The organism is Dietzia sp. PP-33 (genome assembly GCF_033790845.1).
Classification (GTDB): Bacteria; Actinomycetota; Actinomycetes; order Mycobacteriales; family Mycobacteriaceae; genus Dietzia.
In genome coordinates, this window is the sequence record NZ_JAMYEI010000014.1 from 1 (window position 1) to 16,183 (window position 16,183).

At 63.1% G+C, this 16,183-nt stretch carries 20 protein-coding genes; 6 read left to right on the forward strand and 14 right to left on the reverse strand.

Annotated features, from left to right (window positions below):
* The first annotated feature begins 585 nt into the window (after positions 1-585).
* Positions 586-1,557, forward strand: a complete 972-nt coding sequence (locus NJE57_RS20060; protein ID WP_413464437.1) for an LGFP repeat-containing protein — start codon at positions 586-588, stop codon at positions 1,555-1,557.
* 854 nt (positions 1,558-2,411) lie between these two features.
* Complete coding sequence (locus NJE57_RS18125; RefSeq protein WP_143337767.1) at positions 2,412-2,852, forward strand: hypothetical protein; 441 nt, start codon at positions 2,412-2,414, stop codon at positions 2,850-2,852.
* Positions 2,853-3,283: 431 nt separating this feature from the next.
* Here the strand turns inward: NJE57_RS18125 and NJE57_RS18130 are convergent, their stop codons facing one another.
* The 8 genes from NJE57_RS18130 to NJE57_RS18165 form a co-directional block, all read right to left on the reverse strand.
* The gene (locus NJE57_RS18130) at positions 3,284-3,931 is read right to left on the reverse strand and encodes a DUF4185 domain-containing protein (protein ID WP_319029919.1); all 648 of its coding nucleotides are present in this window, start codon (positions 3,929-3,931) and stop codon (positions 3,284-3,286) included.
* A complete protein-coding gene (locus NJE57_RS18135; protein WP_319029920.1) occupies positions 3,843-4,595 on the reverse strand; it encodes a DUF4185 domain-containing protein in 753 nt (250 codons plus the stop codon). Before NJE57_RS18135 ends, NJE57_RS18130 begins: the two co-directional genes overlap by 89 nt.
* A gap of 133 nt (positions 4,596-4,728) precedes the next feature.
* The gene (locus NJE57_RS18140; RefSeq protein ID WP_017838560.1) at positions 4,729-5,109 is read right to left on the reverse strand and encodes a hypothetical protein; all 381 of its coding nucleotides are present in this window, start codon (positions 5,107-5,109) and stop codon (positions 4,729-4,731) included.
* Positions 5,110-5,594: 485 nt separating this feature from the next.
* Positions 5,595-6,095 (reverse strand): hypothetical protein, encoded by a 501-nt coding sequence (locus NJE57_RS18145; RefSeq protein WP_156523580.1) that lies wholly within the window; start codon positions 6,093-6,095, stop codon positions 5,595-5,597.
* A 191-nt stretch (positions 6,096-6,286) separates the two neighbouring features.
* Positions 6,287-6,946, reverse strand: a complete 660-nt coding sequence (locus NJE57_RS18150; protein WP_156523581.1) for a hypothetical protein — start codon at positions 6,944-6,946, stop codon at positions 6,287-6,289.
* A gap of 79 nt (positions 6,947-7,025) precedes the next feature.
* The gene (locus NJE57_RS18155; RefSeq protein WP_156523582.1) at positions 7,026-7,271 is read right to left on the reverse strand and encodes a hypothetical protein; all 246 of its coding nucleotides are present in this window, start codon (positions 7,269-7,271) and stop codon (positions 7,026-7,028) included.
* A gap of 6 nt (positions 7,272-7,277) precedes the next feature.
* Complete coding sequence (locus tag NJE57_RS18160) at positions 7,278-7,556, reverse strand: putative quinol monooxygenase (RefSeq protein ID WP_082923921.1); 279 nt, start codon at positions 7,554-7,556, stop codon at positions 7,278-7,280.
* Between the two features lie 85 nt (positions 7,557-7,641).
* Complete coding sequence (locus tag NJE57_RS18165) at positions 7,642-8,418, reverse strand: recombinase family protein (RefSeq protein ID WP_319029921.1); 777 nt, start codon at positions 8,416-8,418, stop codon at positions 7,642-7,644.
* 268 nt (positions 8,419-8,686) lie between these two features.
* On the opposite strand from NJE57_RS18165, the gene NJE57_RS18170 reads away from it, so the two are divergent.
* The 3 genes from NJE57_RS18170 to NJE57_RS18180 all read left to right on the forward strand — a co-directional run bounded on the left by NJE57_RS18170 (position 8,687) and on the right by NJE57_RS18180 (position 11,387).
* Positions 8,687-9,040, forward strand: a complete 354-nt coding sequence (locus NJE57_RS18170) for a hypothetical protein (protein ID WP_017838553.1) — start codon at positions 8,687-8,689, stop codon at positions 9,038-9,040.
* Positions 9,041-9,129: 89 nt separating this feature from the next.
* Complete coding sequence (gene cmtR, locus NJE57_RS18175) at positions 9,130-9,489, forward strand: Cd(II)/Pb(II)-sensing metalloregulatory transcriptional regulator CmtR (protein WP_007633539.1); 360 nt, start codon at positions 9,130-9,132, stop codon at positions 9,487-9,489.
* Positions 9,486-11,387, forward strand: a complete 1,902-nt coding sequence (locus tag NJE57_RS18180; RefSeq protein WP_319029922.1) for a cation-translocating P-type ATPase — start codon at positions 9,486-9,488, stop codon at positions 11,385-11,387. The genes cmtR and NJE57_RS18180 overlap by 4 nt, the downstream gene beginning before the upstream one ends.
* Positions 11,388-11,601: 214 nt before the next feature.
* Here the strand turns inward: NJE57_RS18180 and NJE57_RS18185 are convergent, their stop codons facing one another.
* Together NJE57_RS18185 and NJE57_RS18190 are read right to left on the reverse strand one after the other, a co-directional pair.
* Positions 11,602-12,003 (reverse strand): helix-turn-helix domain-containing protein, encoded by a 402-nt coding sequence (locus NJE57_RS18185; protein ID WP_007633541.1) that lies wholly within the window; start codon positions 12,001-12,003, stop codon positions 11,602-11,604.
* Positions 12,000-12,188: a hypothetical protein gene (locus NJE57_RS18190; protein WP_017838548.1), complete on the reverse strand. Its 189-nt coding sequence runs from the start codon at positions 12,186-12,188 to the stop codon at positions 12,000-12,002. The genes NJE57_RS18185 and NJE57_RS18190 overlap by 4 nt, the downstream gene beginning before the upstream one ends.
* Before the next feature lie 130 nt (positions 12,189-12,318).
* Here NJE57_RS18190 and NJE57_RS18195 point away from each other — a divergent pair, with 130 nt between their 5' ends.
* The gene (locus tag NJE57_RS18195) at positions 12,319-12,447 is read left to right on the forward strand and encodes a hypothetical protein (protein WP_319029923.1); all 129 of its coding nucleotides are present in this window, start codon (positions 12,319-12,321) and stop codon (positions 12,445-12,447) included.
* A gap of 442 nt (positions 12,448-12,889) precedes the next feature.
* On the opposite strand, the gene NJE57_RS18200 is transcribed toward NJE57_RS18195, so the two are convergent.
* From NJE57_RS18200 to NJE57_RS18215, 4 genes are all read right to left on the reverse strand, one after another.
* Positions 12,890-14,860: an AAA family ATPase gene (locus tag NJE57_RS18200; RefSeq protein ID WP_319029924.1), complete on the reverse strand. Its 1,971-nt coding sequence runs from the start codon at positions 14,858-14,860 to the stop codon at positions 12,890-12,892.
* Between the two features lie 137 nt (positions 14,861-14,997).
* Positions 14,998-15,360 (reverse strand): M48 family metallopeptidase, encoded by a 363-nt coding sequence (locus tag NJE57_RS18205; RefSeq protein WP_319029925.1) that lies wholly within the window; start codon positions 15,358-15,360, stop codon positions 14,998-15,000.
* A 1-nt stretch (position 15,361) separates the two neighbouring features.
* Positions 15,362-15,469 (reverse strand): hypothetical protein, encoded by a 108-nt coding sequence (locus NJE57_RS18210; RefSeq protein ID WP_319029926.1) that lies wholly within the window; start codon positions 15,467-15,469, stop codon positions 15,362-15,364.
* Positions 15,466-15,870, reverse strand: coding sequence for a hypothetical protein (locus NJE57_RS18215; protein ID WP_319029927.1), 405 nt, complete (start codon positions 15,868-15,870; stop codon positions 15,466-15,468). The genes NJE57_RS18210 and NJE57_RS18215 overlap by 4 nt, the downstream gene beginning before the upstream one ends.
* Positions 15,871-16,183 lie beyond the last annotated feature (313 nt).

Here is a 16,183-nt window from a genome sequence, read left to right on the forward strand (position 1 = left end):
GGCAACCCAATTCGGATACAGAGCTCAGACAACCGAACGCCACGCATTCATCAGCGGCGTCTCCTGGAGCGCCTACCCCGAACTCCACCAGGAACCCGACACCACAGAACCCGACACCTGACCAGTAGTAGTTTGCGTATAGCGTCAGATGAATCATCCCTGCATGAGCGTCTCTCCTGTGTAGTTCTGCGATCTCCGGCCGGGCCTGCGGAATCAGCGACTGCTGTGCGCGATCGGCGTCGGGCCGCGGTGTAGAAGAGCGCCACCGAGTCGTGCAACGTCGAGGTACCACTCGGCGCGAAACGATGCCGCCGAGCCCCTCCTATGCGGCGCCAGACCCGTAGCAATGCGGGAACTTTGGTCTCTGGGCGATATCGATTGTGACTCGAACCAACATTGTTACGACCGTTCACCAGCGGTGATACTCCTGGGGCGGATGGGAACACGAAAGTTCAATGTGAGCGGCGTCACATCGGAGTTTGATTCTCCCCGTACAGTTTTCCGCCCCTCAGGAGGTCGCGCATGAGATCGCGACCAAGAAGTCCCCGCTTGCTGCGGCTCGTCGCAACAGCGGCCACAGCCACCATGGTGATCGCGGCCCCAACCCTGGTGGCAGGGGCTCAACCAGCCACCACCGCCCGCAGTGAGGCACCGGCAACGACGTCACCACCGGTGCCGACTGCACCGTCCACGAATCCGAGCCCCTCCTCCCCCGCCGCAGGCCCTCCGTCTCAGGACACGCCACCCGAGCAGCGCCGAGACCAGGCAACCCCCTCACCGAGGTTCCACACAACGGCCTGCGCAGCCTTCTGGAACCCGAACTTCGGTCGCAACTTCACCGTCTGCGGCCGCATCCTGGACAAGTACCACCAGCTCGGTGGCCCGGGAGGGTTCCTCGGCCCGCCGACATCAGACGAACTCACCAACGCTGACGGCATCGGAAAGCGCACCTCATTCCAAGGCGACGCCACCATCTACTGGCACCCCGACACCGACGCCCACCCGGTCGGCGGCGCCATCGGAAGCAAATGGGCCCAATTCGGATACGACCCCGGACCACTCGGCTACCCGATCACCGACGAAATCACCAACCCCGACGGAATCGGGAAACGACAAGCATTCCAACACGACTCCAGCATCTACTGGCACCCCAACACAGGAGCCCACCAGATTGGCGGACAAATCGGCGCACGCTGGGGAGAACTCGAATGGGAAGCCAGCTACCTCGGATACCCCACGACCGACGAACTATCCACCCCGAACGGAGCAGCTCGTTTTAACCACTTCGAGAACGGGTCTGTCTATTGGGCTCAGCCAACTGGCGCGCACGACCTGACGAGAGAGATGATGGCGATTTGGGGAGCGTACGGATTCGAGACTGGACTGATGGGACTTCCTGCAGGAAACAACATCCCAGACTCCGACATTTCCGTACTAGCGCGGGGACAACAGGCGGCGCCAAGACTACGAATCCCTGGCGAACCACAAGAGCAGGTCTTCCAAAACGCAATCGGTCGATTCGGGACGGACGGAGAAGCATATGTACGAGGCAGGTAAAACCAAGCAAATTGGACGGAGAGCCCGCCTTCCTCTCGTCATCGCCTCGATAGCGGCACTCATTTTATCGGTGGCAGCGACAGGACCCGAAGCTATCGCCCAGACGTCCACCGAGGCTATACAACCAAGTGGGACAGTGGGCGATGAAGGCAACGTAACTCCGTCAGATCCCGATACGATAAACGAGGAACCACCACAAATGGTGGCAGCCGCTGCGCCTCCGTGGTCGTACACGGGAGAGCAAATGGCCACGAGCCGAATTGCTAGGTGTGACACTTGGAAAACGCCCCAAGGTGGAACATACTCATCCAGTATTCTCCGACGAGGGTACTGGTTCGATGGGGCAACGGGAGACCAACCGTTTGGCTACGATAAGGCACGGGGTAAGCACTGGGTATGGAACAGAAACATATGGAAGGCGACGGTAGGAAACGCGGGGGGCTGTAACGAGTCTCAGTCGAATCCCACCGCTGGAGTATTCACAAACTGGTTCGACCGCTTGACATGTCGTGTCATTAACTCAATTCCCGTCGATTGCAGTCAATGGGAAAGTAAGCGGGTTCGCTCTATCGAAGTGCGATCAACCACCCAGAACACCCCGCCTGGCAGCGAGATGCTAGGCAATCTCAGTATCTACTGTGAGAATACGCCGCCTAGCGACCAACTGTGTCCGATTTGGGTAGGCTACGCAGTCCCTCCACATCCTGACGATACTCCGCCACCGTACAACTAACTAGGTAACCCGTCGGGGCATCGCAGTTGAGCGATGCCCCGACACCGGCGTTGCCCAGGTTACGCTTTTGTGCGACAGATATTGAATCCTAAAGTTACCATTACATTAGAGCGGCAAAGTTATGAACCAAGACGGGCCAACCGAGAACCACTGGACTGACACGTTTTCAGAAAATGAGCACTCGCGGGCTTTTCCATTCATCACCCAATGCCATCGCGAATTGCAGTCGCGGTACTGCGACGACGCCAACCGAGATATGCCGTCGCGCTTCCTTTGTTACTTGCTGAACGAGATTCGCACTAACACATTAACCGAATGCTGGTGCGTAGGCGTACGCGACGCTGGAGTACTTGGCGATGGCAGCGCATGGATCAAATATAGTTTTGGCGAATTGAAATTTGCTATTGCTCTTCGAATTGACGCCTCCGTTATCAAGGCGCACACCGACCACTTAGCGAGGTATGCAAGCGAACTTGCAGCTTTCACAATTGGAGAGCCGGGCATCAACTTGGCAAATTCAGAAATCGTGGACGGCACCTACTGGTTTAGGGTGGACAGATAGTTAACCGTTCTGTGTACGCTATTCAGGGCAGTTGGTGGGCAGTTCGGCGAGGGCGTCTGGGTATGCGCCGTGGCCGTTCAGGGCGAAGCCCGCGAGGCCAACGACGTCGCGGCGCCAGCGCAGGAGCCCGAGGAATAACGGCTCCCCTACTTGGTTGGCTGCGTGGCGGCTGGAGCGTGCTCGCCGACGGCGACTCCCCCATCCGTTCGGACTTGGGTCGGGGAACGCCGGAAACACGTAACGTTTCCTGTTCCCGGATGCTGTGGATCTGAGTGCGGTGACGACGGACGCAACGCTGGCATTGCTGCCGCCCAGAACTGCACCCGTTCTGGGCGGCCACTAATTGATCCGACAGACATTGCGGAAAAGCGACACCGCCCGGGACGCCCGGGCCAAGGGGCGCACCGCCGAGGAGTCCGCTCGAGAAGGGCCTACTCCGCGGTCATCGGGTCATAGTTTTCGTGATCGGCCGGGGTTGTGCGATCGTCCTCGAGTTCTCCTTGTAAGGCAGAGCGGAGCCAATCATGATCGACCTCGGCGTCGACTGCGTCCGCGAGAACCGCGACCTGCTCGGCCACGGGGAGCTGAGAGACGTCAGGCGCCAGGTCCCCCGTGTACTCCTCGGTCACGTGACTGGACTCGGAGGACAGGTTCTCGGTCGCTGCCCGCGCCGTCGGAGAGGAACTCAGGGAGCCGGACCCTCCACCGAAGAGGCTGACCTCCCATTGCCTCGTGCCGTAGTAGAGCGTCTGGCCATTCACCTGCGGCCACGCTGACAGCAGCATTTGCGCACGGCCCAAGTTGCTGTACGGATGGATCGCCGGCGCGTAAAGGGCTGGCTGCTCGACTCCGGTGACCTGAATGGCGGGCATCGTCCATAGGCCTTCCGGGCGAGGAGCGGTCCGGGTGACGGCGCCAAGGATGCCGTCGCAGTACGAGAGCACGACTCGTCCGTCGATGACTTGAGCGGAGAGCTCGCCGATGGCGTTGTTAGGAACCGTGGGGGGTGAGGATCGGGGTCGTGAAACCACCGCGGCGCCATGCCCATGTTCCGCCGCCGTCTCGACCCCAGAACTCATAGGTTGAACGGTTCCACATGCTGCGCCAGTCCACGCGCACGAGATGGATGCCGCCGCCGTTCCAACGGCCCTCGTTGGTGCCGTAGATGTAAACCCAAGGTTCGCCGGGGAGCATGAGCATCGTGTTGTTCTGGAAGTGACTCCACTCCCCCACGTTAGGGAAGTCGAAGTTCTCGCGATTGACCTCCAGATCCCACGTGCGTTCCCAGTTCTCGGCGTGGGCTTCGGTCGAGGTCCACATGCGCGAGTGGAAGGTCGCCCAGCTCCCGCCGGGCGAGATCGGATCCCAGGACCGGATCGCGAAAGTTGTCATCATGTACCGGCCGTCGGGCAGGTGGATCAGGTCGTTCGGAATGTTGGTGAAGCCGTCCGGGAGCTCGCCAGCATGGACCGTTCCGCGGTGCTGATAGTTGATCATCTCTTTGGCGTAGGCGCCGCCGATGGCGTTGTCCCACCGGATGCCGTTCTCAATGTCTGGGTTGGACTGGCGAAACCCGACTGGAGACCTCCAGCCGCTGCCGCCGACGTGGTCGACGAAGGTGTCGCCGAAGATCGTGATCGTGTACCCGTGGTTGGTGATCGCCGGGAACCCGAGATCGGTTGCTGAGGCGCCCCAACGCCCAGTTTCGTTCGGGCCTGTCAGCTCTTTGACCAGTCGTGCCATCGTCATGCCTCCTGTGTCGAGAAGTCGCCTTGGCGACGAAGTGAGCAACGTCAGTTTGCGTCGTTCACATCCACCGTGCCATGCGGGTACGACACGAAACTGAACGATTAGTTCACGAAGGAGGTGAATCTCGTTAGAGTCCGGGGATCATGCCCGGGTACAGGAAGACGTTGGACGCTGGAGTAGACGATCCAAGGCCCAGAATGGGGCGCAGCTTGTGTGGGTTCCCGGCTTGGTCGGCCTGCCAGCAGTTGTCGTACCCGCGGAACCCGGTACACACGATCTTCGTGGTCGTGCCAAACGGCGAGATGATTCTCGGCAGGCCGATGAAGGGATTGTAGAACTCCAGACGGTCAGGGGTGAGCGCAAAGCTGGTCACGTCGACTGGCCGGACGGGAGATCCCTGCCCGGGATCAACGGGCCAGGCGTCCTGAGCGTTCGCTTGTCCCACACCGACAAGCATTGATGCAGTGGCCAATGTGACGGCGGCGAGCGTGGCAAGGGTGCGGCGCATAATCAATTCCTTGCTGGGAGGGACGGTCTCAACCCGGTTATCGTCGCAGAAGTCGTATGCGTTAACAACGGAGCAAGCTGGCGTTCTCAGGCGCTCAGCGCTACTGGGAACTTGAGGGTGCACCCATCCAGGTGAACCGGTGACCGGTCGGATGGCCAGTTGCACCGCCTCAGGCCTGAAAGCGTAGGTGCCACTCGATGGCGTCGCCCACCACCAGAGTCGTGACGTGGCCGTCCTCGGCCACGAACCGGACGCTGACTCGGGAAAGTGGAGCATCGGACATGCGCCGAGCGTAGCCGCGCCAACGTGCACTTCTCGAAGAGAGCCGTGCCCCCAACATCTCCACCGGCGGGCGTCTCCTCTCTCTCCCCCGCCCCCGATTCCTAAGAACTGCGTAGGCCGTCCCAGTTCCTTGGTTGTGGGACGGAGACTGTCGACCCGCAGTTTCGGTTTGTGAGTCGCAACGCGCTACACATCGTGCTTGTTCACGAAGACCAGGTGCGCCGCCGAGAGAGAAGGTCCGGGTTGATGACGCGGACCGCTTGAATCAGAGCGATGCCCAGTAGTCCGTAGATCCACACGGAGTACGACCACGGGCTGTGGGTAACCATGCTGACGCGGGGGTCGTCCCTGGTCCAGTAGGTGCAGCGAACCCCGGCGGGGAGCAGTTCGTACCCATGGGACCAGTTGAGGTTGGTGTGAAATGTGCTGACCTGTTCCTGCGGGGGAAGCCGTTCGGGAGGAAAGCCGTCCGGCACGTGACCGTCGCGAAGGGCGCAGGTATAGCCGGGGTAGTCGTTGTAGTCGTCACTGCCGGCGAAGCCGAGGAACGCGATCGCTCCGCAAATCGACAGCACTGCAGAGACAGCGGCTGCACTTCGTCTGGCACCTCGCCCGGTCGCCTTGAAGGAAACCCAGACGGTGAAAATCCAGATCGCAAGCGACAGGGCTACCGGAGGCAGTAGCGGAATCAGGAATGCCTCCACGGGTACCTCCTAGTTGTCGCACTGTGCGGGATCGGGACAGGTACGCGTGTCAGTCGGTGGCTGCCGACGAGTTCCCCATCGCAAGACCCCTCGATTGCGGCGCTCAGTGGCGGGGTTCTGCCAGGACTGACTGGCAGCCCGGTGTCATGCTGCAGCACCTACCGCGAGCGAAAATCCCAGCGTCGCCACAGCTAGGACTGCGGGAGGTCGCGGATCAGCGGGACTACTTCCCACTGGATGTCGCTTCGCACCTCCTCGACCAGATCCGGCCTAGTCGAGTAGACCTCAATCCATCCTGTCTCCGGTTGAACCTCGAGGAACAGCGTCTCGTCGTCGGACCACAAGAAGGATGGTTCGGGGTAGAGGAACGGGTCCGTAAGAGCGGCGGTCGAGGCCGATACCAGCTGGTAGTCGTAGTCGCTGCCATAAGCGCTGTCGTCCACGATTTTGATGATGCGCGTGTCCTCGGGGTCTCCGATTGGATCACCCCACACCGTCCAGATCGCCGCCTTCCACTCCTGACAAGACGCGGTGCGAGAAAAGCGCTGCACGATCTCGATGGCAGGGCCCGCGCTGCACCCGACGAAACGATCCACATCCGTCGCTTGCTCCGGGGAGGTGGCGCTGTCGATCATCGCCGTCAATCCGCGGCGGGGCGGATACTGCGCACCCACCCACTCAGCAACCTCACGCCATGAACACCAACCGGCCACGTCACGGCCCGCACGGAGCGTGATCGGACACAGGATCCGCACCCCGTGCGGAAAGAGTTCTCGAACCGCGCTCACGGTCCGCGCCTCGAGCAACGCTGCGATGCGCCCCTCGACTCCGCATGGCACCCATCCGGTCACGCCGGTAATCCCCCTCCGGTCGACCGCGCGCCAGTGAGCGCCGATTCGTACTTACGCAGGACAGCCGGCGTCGCGCTGCTCACCGCGAGGTCGCCCGCCTGGCGTCGACTGCCCGGTGGAGGGCCCAGATGATCAGCCCCACGACGGGCAGGAGGAACGCCACCATGAACCATAGGAACGTCTCGGGCCACGGCGCTGCGCGGCGCCGTTCAGCGACGACGATCGCGACCGGGATCAGCAACCACACCAGGCCGGCGAGGAGCCATACGACGTCAAAGGCCAGCGGAATCACTGCATCCGCACTGTCTGCGGCGAAAGTAGTCATGCCGAGTCAGAGCCCCGTGATGCAGTAGTCGCGCTCAATACCTGCTGTCACTATCCCCCACTCACTGCCGCGAACCCGCTCCTGATGCCTGCGGAACGAAGCGGCGTCGTCGAAGACCTCCTCGACGCCCCACACCAGACGATCCTCGGTCCGGGTCACCGAGAATGACCTGCAGCCCTGCTCAGCTCGCGTCAACTCAACATGACATGGCAAGTGGGTGTCGACAAGAGCGGCTTCGCGTTCGTCGCGACACACCAATCGACCCTTCAGATGAACTTCGGTCACAAGTCCAGTATCGGCTACCCCTCAAGCGGCACGCCCTTGAACAGCGCAACGGGCCGACCATCAGCGGTCACGGTGCGCGGCGCTGTCACGGTGCGCGGCGCTGGAGGGCGCGATACAGGGTGGAGCGGCCTACCCCGAGATCTCGAGCGATCGCTGACGGCCCCTCCCCTGCCTCCACGCGGGCTCGGGCTTTACCGATCTGTTCGTCGGTCAGCACGCGTTTGCGTCCCCTGTATTTGCCTTTCGCTTTGGCGATGGCAATGCCCTCGGCTTGGCGTTCACGGATGATGGCCCGCTCGAACTCGGCGAACGCCCCGAGCAGCGAAAGCATCAGGTCTGCTCGTGGATCCTGGGCGCCGGCGGCGTAAGTGGCGCGTTCGTGGACGAACTCCACGCTCGCGCCTTTGGCGGTGATCTCGCCAACGATCTGCTTAAGATCCACGAGGGAGCGAGCGAGTCGGTCCATCGATGCAACGACGAGCTCGTCACCGTCCCGCAGGTACCTGATGCACTCAGCGAGCTTCACCCGGTCCGCGCGAGAGCGTGCGGACTGCTTTTCTATATAGACCTGATCGCACTTCCCAACCGCCTCGAGCTGACGCGCCTCATTCTGATCCGCGGCCGACACCCGCACGTACGCCACCCGCTGCCCACGAGGCCGCGAGGACCGGCGAGCCGGCTTCCGGGCCGGCCCCGATTCTCCCTCGACGATATTCTCCGAGTCCGTGGACTCGACTCGGATTGACCAGTCCAGCTCGTCCCGGCGACGGAACCTGGTACGCACGCTCCCGCGGCTGACGATGAGCACCTCCTCGCCACCGTCACCCGAGCGATTGAGCAACATCCCGATTCGATCAGCCATCGAAAGAGCCTTTCGTCCGGAATCTGTACCACTACACACTAGACCCGAAGGGACGGCGTTTCATAACTCTAGAAACCACCTTGTGACACAGCGACGATGGCGGACTCGTGCTCGTCCCCCTGGGGTGTACCCCAGATGGACAGCCTGCTCTCCCTGTAAGGCTGCGGGCAGCTCGGGCCAGGGATTCTGTAGGGAACACCGCCCTATCGGGGCGCTAGGGGTCATGGCGGGGCCGTCAGGAGGGCCCGCCGGGGATGCCTCGACCACGATGACGGCGAACCTCGACGCCGCGAACGAGCGGGCCGAGCGGATCATCGCCGCGACAGCGAAGGTTGAGGCGCGCCAGCTCTGGAGCGCCGCCGCCGCGATGCTCCTCGCGCTCGTGCCGCTCGCGATGCTGGTCGCGGGCGTCTGGATGGCCGCAGCGGGCCTCATCACGGGTGCTCAGTGGGCGCTGGACGTGGACGGGAGCGTGTGGCTCGGCATCGGGCGGTGGCTCGTAGTCGGCGCTGGCCTCGCCGGGGCCGGCTACGCCCTCTTCGCCTCCGCCCGCTGGGTCGTCGGCCTCGCGGAGACGTGGAAGGGCCGCGGGATGCCGTCATGGCCCCGCTGGCGGAGGTGACCCCAGCTCCCGAGGGCAAGCGCGCGGAGCGCGTGCGGCAGAACTCCCCAGAGTGACAATAGGTCAGCCACTACTGTATAGTTCAGTGCATGCTGACTATTGCTTCTCGCCTCGACGTCATGAACCGGCTGGGCCGGGCCATGGCGGACCCGACGCGCTCCCGGATCCTGATGACCCTGCTGGACGGGCCGAGCTACCCGGCCGTGCTCTCGCGCGAGCTGGAGCTGACGCGCTCGAACGTGTCGAACCACCTGACGTGCCTGCGCGACTGCGGGATCGTGGTCGCCGAGCCCGAGGGTCGGCAGACGCGCTACGAGATCGCCGACCCGCACCTCGCGGCGGCGCTCACGGCGCTGGTGGACGTGACGCTGGCCGTGGACGAGCACGCGCCGTGCGTGGACGCCGAGTGCACTGTGCCGGGCTGCTGCGGGACGGGAGCGGGCGCGTGAGCGCGGCGTGCGGCTGCGACGAGCCGGAGACCCGGGTCGGCGAGGAGGCCGAGGAGGAGCGGGAGCGTCCGTGGTGGCGTGACCGCGGGATCATGGTCCCGGTGCTCTCCGGCGTCGCCTTCGGCACGGGCCTGGTCCTGGAATGGACAGGGGCAGAGGTCCCGGCGCTGGTGGCGTTCTGGATCGGCCTGCTGCTGGGCGCGTCGACGTTCACGCCCGGCGCGATCCGCAAGCTGTTCAAGGGCAAGCTGGGCATCGGCCTGCTGATGACGATCAGCGCGGTCGGCGCGGTGATTCTCGGCTACGTCGAGGAGGCCGCCGCCTTGGCGTTCCTGTACTCCATCGCCGAAGCGCTGGAGGACAAGGCCATGGACCGCGCCCGCGGCGGGCTGAGGGCTCTCCTCAAGCTCGTCCCGGAGACCGCGACCATCCGGCGGGACGGCGCGCCCGCGGAGGTCGCCGCGAAGGACCTCCAGGTCGGGCTGCTCATGCTGGTGCGCCCCGGTGAGCGGATCGCGACCGACGGCATCGTCCGCACGGGCCGGTCGAGCCTGGACACCTCCGCGATCACCGGCGAGTCGATCCCGGTCGAGGTCGAGCCCGGCGACGCGGTGTCGGCCGGGGCGATCAACACCGCCGGTGCCCTGGAGGTCGAGACGACCGCGGCGGGCACGGACAACTCGCTGACCACGATCGTGGAGCTGGTCGAGCAGGCGCAGGCCGAGAAGGGCGACCGCGCCCGCCTGGCCGACCGCATCGCCCGGCCGCTCGTGCCTGGCGTGCTGATCCTCGCCGCTCTTGTCGCGGTCATCGGCTCGCTGCTGGGCGACCCCGAGCTGTGGATCACCCGCGCCCTCGTGGTGCTCGTCGCCGCGTCGCCGTGCGCGCTGGCGATCTCGGTCCCGCTGACCGTCGTCGCCGCGATCGGCTCGGCGAGCAGATTCGGCGTGATCATCAAGTCCGGCGCGGTCTTCGAACGGTTCGGCGTGATCCGCCACGTCGCCGTCGACAAGACCGGCACCCTCACCCGCAACGAGCCCGCCGTCACCGCCGTGCTCACCACGGACGGCGTGGACGAGGCGCAGGCGTTGGCGTGGGCGGCGTCGCTGGAGCAGCACAGCACCCACCCGCTGGCCGCCGCGATCACCGCCGCCTCGCCCGGAGCTCCCGCCGCCCTGGAGGTCACCGAGCAGGCCGGGCACGGCATCGAAGGCACCCTCGACGGGGCCCGGGTCACCGTCGGCAGCCCTCGCTGGCTGGACGCGGGGACGCTTAAGGACCAGGTCGCGGGACTGGAGGAGCAGGGCATGACCGTCGTGATCGTGCACCGCGACGGGGTCCCGGTCGCCGCGATCGGGGTCCGTGACGAGCTGCGCCCCGAGGTTCCCGAGGTCGTGCGCACCCTCGCGGCCCAGGGCGTCGGGGTGACCATGCTCACCGGCGACAACGCCCGCACCGCCCGCGCGCTGGCCGCGCAGGCAGGGATCGAAAACGTGCGCGCGGAGCTGCGTCCCGAGGACAAGGCCGCCGCCATCAGCGAGCTGAGCAGGCACGGCTCGATCGCGATGATCGGCGACGGCATCAACGACGCCCCCGCCCTGGCCGCCGCGGACATCGGCATCGCCATGGGCGCGACCGGCTCCGACGCCGCGATCGAGTCCGCCGACGTCGCCTTCACCGGCCACGACCTGCGACTCCTCCCGCGCGCGTTCGACCACGCCCGCCGCGGCAGGCACATCATCAACCAGAACATCATCCTGTCCCTGCTGATCATTACCGCGCTGCTGCCGCTGGCCCTGTTCGGCGTACTCGGCCTCGCAGCGGTGGTGCTCGTGCACGAGATCGCCGAGGTGATAGTGATCCTCAACGGGCTCCGCGCCGCCAGGACGAGGAAGTAGGAGGGATCATCGAGTGCTATAACTCCGACATGTGCTATGGCGATCCGGTAGGCGCCGCGGGCGCCCCAGTCGGGTTCGCCGAGGCCGGCGACGACGCGGTGCCAGCGCAGCAGCTCGAGGAAGTGCGCCTCGCCTGTCTGGTCGGCCGCGTGTCGGATTCGGTCCACCAGCTCGTCCACGCCGGCACCGTAGCCGGGGCCTCCGACACCGGTTGTCAGTGCAGGTCGCGGGCGGCGATGAGGCCGGAGATGAAGTCGGCGGCCCTGTCTGCTTCGGCGTCGGTGAGGTCGTATGCGATCCCCGCAACGAGAGTGCGGGAGGGGCCGAGCGGTTGAAGGCCGAGACTCACTCGAGTGGTGGCCGACAGGGCTGCGCGGTCGGCGATGTACGCAGCGGTGCAACCCAGAGCATCGGCGATGGCTGCGAACTGCTCGCGGTTCATTGTCGGAGGGTGAGCCGGACGGCCTCGGGCGGCGGGGACCTGGCCCCGTTCACAAATGCTCATGTGGCTCCCGCTTACGCCGACGGCGAGCGCCAGCCTGAGCTGCGTCAGCCCGGCTTCCAGACGAACGGTGCGGATGGCCCGCCCCAGTGACCTCGCCTCAGTTGGCGTCATTGCCCCTCCCCCTCCGTGTCGGGTCGGATCTCAGCTACGACCGACCAGTGCCCGTCCTCCTGGGCGGCCGACACCACGGACGCCTCGGCCCCGTCGAGGAGTCCGAGGTTTTGCAGGCGACGGTCGAGGTCGATGTGAGCGTGCAACTCACTCGGCCCGGTCCCGATGAGGTACATGGTCGCCATCGTGCCCGTGCTACGACTGTGCGGGCACCGCTCCTGCCGGGTACGCAGATCTGCAAGCACCCAACAGTTCTAAAATAGTCACATAACGCTCCTTGCGGCGGCCGGCACGATCGAGGAGCGAGCGGGGACCGTGATGTTGTCCCGTCTCATCGCCTCGGCGACCAGCACCGATGCGGACTCCTCCACCTTCTCGGAGGTGGCCCGGGTGTTCGGTATCGACTGGATCCCTGCTGTCCGAGTGGCGGACGAGCTCAGTTAAGACGCCCATCCCGGGACTCAATGCGGTCAGCGGCGCTGGGCGGGGGCACACCGTGAGTCGAACACTGCCCGTGAGATCCCCGCCCCATTCCGAAGTGCAGTCAGGCCCGGCTCCCTCAGGGGAACCGGGCCTGATCACATTAGTAGTGCTGACCCGGGTCAATCTCAACACCCGAAGCTCGGCAAGTTCCTCTTCCGCTCGCCCAGAAAGCCCGCCAAGGTCACGAAGGCGGACGCGGGTGACTGCGAGAGTGTGTGCCCGCGTAATCGATCGCTACAGCAGCGGCGACGTGAGCGCCCTCGATACTGCGGAGCACTTAGGCCTTGGCAAGTCCACTGTCCTCAAGATCTTGAAGGAGTCGGGCGTCCAAGTTCGTAAATACGGTCATCGCTTGACCTGAGCTTCAATCACCTTCAGGTTGTCGGAGTGCGACCTCAAACAGTTAGAGATCAACGGTGCCGTTGAGCTTCTCGATCAGCGCAACGAACTTCTTAACTGACTTGAGCTTAACGCCCGAGAAGAACTTTTCGCGGTGAGTGGTCAGCGCATGAGCCGGCAGGGCGTGATCAAAAGTGCCGCGAACTGAGGTGATCTTCTTGATGATCGGCTCATCCGTCGCCGCTAGATCGGTCGCCTTCAGGCTGTCACCGAACGCCCAGTTGTAGAGCTTGAGGTAGTCACCCGCCTCGAAGAGATCTTCAATGTCGGCATTGGTCGGCATCTTCTCGACGTCAGAGCACACCACGATGACGCTCTCATCGACGCCGTTGTGCTCAGCGGCCTTCTTCACACGCTGCAGCTTCGCGTTGGTCCGGTCTCCGTCGATCAGAGCTGAAACGGACAGTCGACGACCGAGTAACGCAACAAACGCTGGCATATTGTCAATCCCACCGACCGGCAGGATCGCAAGTCGCGGATCTAGGCCGTTGCAGTTGTCCTGCGGCTTGAGGAGCAAGTACTCCGTCATTCGCTGCAGGTAGACGAAATCACTGCTGCCTTCGACGAGCAGATGCTGCCCCGACCCGATGAAAAGATGCTGGCTGACGGAGTAGCCGAGGGCAGATTCGACGGGAAGGAGTGTGGCGGCGTCGGCACTCAGGCTGATGGGAGTAACCACGACACCCTGGTCGGGGTCCTCACGTGTGGCTCGATCATGGACAGCGCGAAGCTTCTCGTACTTGGTTGGGTCAACCATGTGCTGAGAGTGAGTTGTGTAGAGCGTCTGCTTCGACGAGCCGAGTTCCTCGAAGATAAAGCGCACGAAATCTCGCTGCGCATCGCCATGGAGGCTCGTGCCAGGCTCATCGAGCAGCACAATAATTGAGTCGTTCGAGTCCTGGTACTCACTGAAGGCTGCAAAGAACGAGAAAAACCACTGAAATCCAGTGGACCGCGTACTGAAGTTTGTCTCGACGTCTCCATGTCGTCCATCGCGGAGCTCGATCTTAAGAAACCGATTCGCGACCTCATTGCCCTGCCGGTCGTTGTGCACCACGACGTTGTCGGTGTCGAACACGACAGCAAGGTCAGGGTTCTGCCTCCAGTATTCGAATACTCGGCGAGACAGATCGCTACTCGCTGCCTGCAGTTCGGCTTTGCGACTAACGTACTCATCGTCGAGGAAGTCCGATGGCGTTTCGCCCGCATGAGCAAGTAGCGCCATGACGGTGCGCTCGGGTGACGTGAGTTCCTCATCGCTCTGGACCTTCTGCGCGAGCTTGTTGAGGTTGGTCTCTCCCGGGAGGGTGTCGTAATTCGAGAAGTAGAAGAACTTCGGAAGACGAGCCGCAAGCGCATCCGTCATCGCCTGCTCAGTACCAACCCCTCTGAAGATCTTGTACTTGACTACTGCCGCAGCAAACGCAGACATCGCTTTCGCTCGCAGGTCGTTGCCCTCAGCCTTGAGGACTTTCGCCGCACTCTTCGCGGCAGTGGCTGCTGCGTCGATATCATTCTCACTGCGAAGCTGGGATGCGTCGGCGCCGTCGACGGAAGCGTCAACGATCGCTGCCTCAATCAAATCACTCACTGGCGCACGCAAGTACGTCGATCGAGAGTTCGCATAGTTTCGTTCAGAGGTAACGATCGCCGATGCTGGCGGACGATGACCGTAGACCTCGGCAAGTGCATCAAGGTCTGAATCGTCGAGCGCGAACTGAGCTCTGATCGGGTAGATCTCATCGAGGTCGGCCTGCTTGCGATCCCTAATCAGTCGCCAGCGCGGATACTCCGTCGTGACATCAAACTGCGTCGAGCCAGCGTTGGCCGGGTTGAGTCGGTACAGCGCCTGAAGGATCGTCGTCTTACCGCCCTCGTTCTTGCCGACTAGACAAGTGACATCGTCTTCGATCTCGACCTTCTGCGGCTCCACGATATTTCGGAATTTCTGGACGGTGATTGACTTCAAACGCATACTGTTGACTCTCCTATTTCTGCTCTAATTCTAGCAACATGCGAGGATTCAGGCGAGCATAAGCGGAACGATGCCACATGGCGCCGACAGATCGTTGCTGGACAAGACTCATCTCGCGGTGCGCCGATTGCTCAGGTCTAACGATCAAGCAGTCCAGCTTCCCAGCGCGCCGCGGCGAGGGGGGCTTCGTTCAGCTGGTCGCGCCGGGTACGCCAGTGCGGCATGTGTCTGTCCATCAGCCTAGTGAATCGCTGCCCATGATTCCGATCGAAATAGCGAGCCATCTCGTGCACGACGATGTATTCCAGGCAGTCCGGGTGCTTCTTGGCGAGCTCGACGTTGAACCAAATGTGCCGGGTCTCGCGATTGCACGAGCCCCACTTCGTCTTCATGGTTCGGATACTCGACCGCAGCACCGACACTTCGAGCTTGGCCTCCCACTTTGAGATGAGGTCTGGGATCGTCGCGCGAAGCTGTTCGCGATACCACTGATCAAGCACTTCACGTCGAAAACGTCTTGAGTTGAGCGCCCGACGTGAACTGCGGGCTGGTGATCGTGTCGCCCTTCTCAATCTCCGCGATCTCGTTGCCGTGCAGGATCATGTTCATCTTGGACAGCGCCCACGTTGCGTTGTCCTTCTCCTGACCGTAGATGGGTCCGACTCGTCGACGTAGTCGATCTCGTTCACTATGATGATCGGCTTTTCGAAGTCTCGGTTGGCCATGGGCACTTCGACGACGAATGTCATCGCGAGACCTTGCTCCTTGGTCGGGTAGCGGAGGTACGTCGTCTGCCTCGCGACAGTCAGGCCAGCACCCGTGGAGTAGATGAGTTCGGCCGCAATCTCGTCCCAGCCTCCATCGTCTGCCCACCCACGGATCGTGCGCTCCTCGGCATGCATCAGCCGGCCGACGGCCTTCAGGCGATCTCGGACCAGAACTTCCTCGATAACAATGACCAAGCGGCTGCTTGCTGTGCTCGCGATGTGCTGACGGACGCCCGTTGCCACTCTCCGCGAAGCACCTCGTAGGCACGCTGCGCGTCTCCTCGCCCGAGCATCTCAGCGAAAATCGGCTGGTGATTCATCTTGGCTGGTGTCAACACTCCCTTGTCGCCGCGCAGCTTCTTGACTGCTAATGCCAGCCGCCTGAAGTCACTCTCGCTGCTCACTTTCCAAGGCAGCCATGCAACTTCTCGTCCTTCACGACATCTCGCCGCGTTCCTAGGGTCGAATCACGAACTCGCCACGACGACGAGTGATTTCAACCGAATCCGCACGTTCCTAGGCATTGAGCGACCCCGAGGCCACATGTTTTGGGGAA

What these genes read in the sequence shown, in the direction of transcription:
- NJE57_RS18170 (WP_017838553.1), top strand. Translation starts at nt 8,687, where the DNA reads ATGACGGCGAACCTCGACGCCGCGAACGAGCGGGCCGAGCGGATCATC.
- cmtR (WP_007633539.1), top strand. Translation starts at nt 9,130, where the DNA reads ATGCTGACTATTGCTTCTCGCCTCGACGTCATGAACCGGCTGGGCCGG.
- NJE57_RS18140 (WP_017838560.1), bottom strand. Translation starts at nt 5,109, where the DNA reads ATGCGCCGCACCCTTGCCACGCTCGCCGCCGTCACATTGGCCACTGCA.
- NJE57_RS18135 (WP_319029920.1), bottom strand. Translation starts at nt 4,595, where the DNA reads ATGGCACGACTGGTCAAAGAGCTGACAGGCCCGAACGAAACTGGGCGT.
- NJE57_RS18210 (WP_319029926.1), bottom strand. Translation starts at nt 15,469, where the DNA reads ATGAACATGATCCTGCACGGCAACGAGATCGCGGAGATTGAGAAGGGC.
- NJE57_RS18200 (WP_319029924.1), bottom strand. Translation starts at nt 14,860, where the DNA reads ATGCGTTTGAAGTCAATCACCGTCCAGAAATTCCGAAATATCGTGGAG.
- NJE57_RS18155 (WP_156523582.1), bottom strand. Translation starts at nt 7,271, where the DNA reads ATGACTACTTTCGCCGCAGACAGTGCGGATGCAGTGATTCCGCTGGCC.
- NJE57_RS18125 (WP_143337767.1), top strand. Translation starts at nt 2,412, where the DNA reads ATGAACCAAGACGGGCCAACCGAGAACCACTGGACTGACACGTTTTCA.
- NJE57_RS18165 (WP_319029921.1), bottom strand. Translation starts at nt 8,418, where the DNA reads ATGGCTGATCGAATCGGGATGTTGCTCAATCGCTCGGGTGACGGTGGC.
- NJE57_RS18185 (WP_007633541.1), bottom strand. Translation starts at nt 12,003, where the DNA reads ATGACGCCAACTGAGGCGAGGTCACTGGGGCGGGCCATCCGCACCGTT.
- NJE57_RS18190 (WP_017838548.1), bottom strand. Translation starts at nt 12,188, where the DNA reads ATGGCGACCATGTACCTCATCGGGACCGGGCCGAGTGAGTTGCACGCT.
- NJE57_RS18130 (WP_319029919.1), bottom strand. Translation starts at nt 3,931, where the DNA reads ATGAGTTCTGGGGTCGAGACGGCGGCGGAACATGGGCATGGCGCCGCG.
- NJE57_RS20060 (WP_413464437.1), top strand. Translation starts at nt 586, where the DNA reads ATGGTGATCGCGGCCCCAACCCTGGTGGCAGGGGCTCAACCAGCCACC.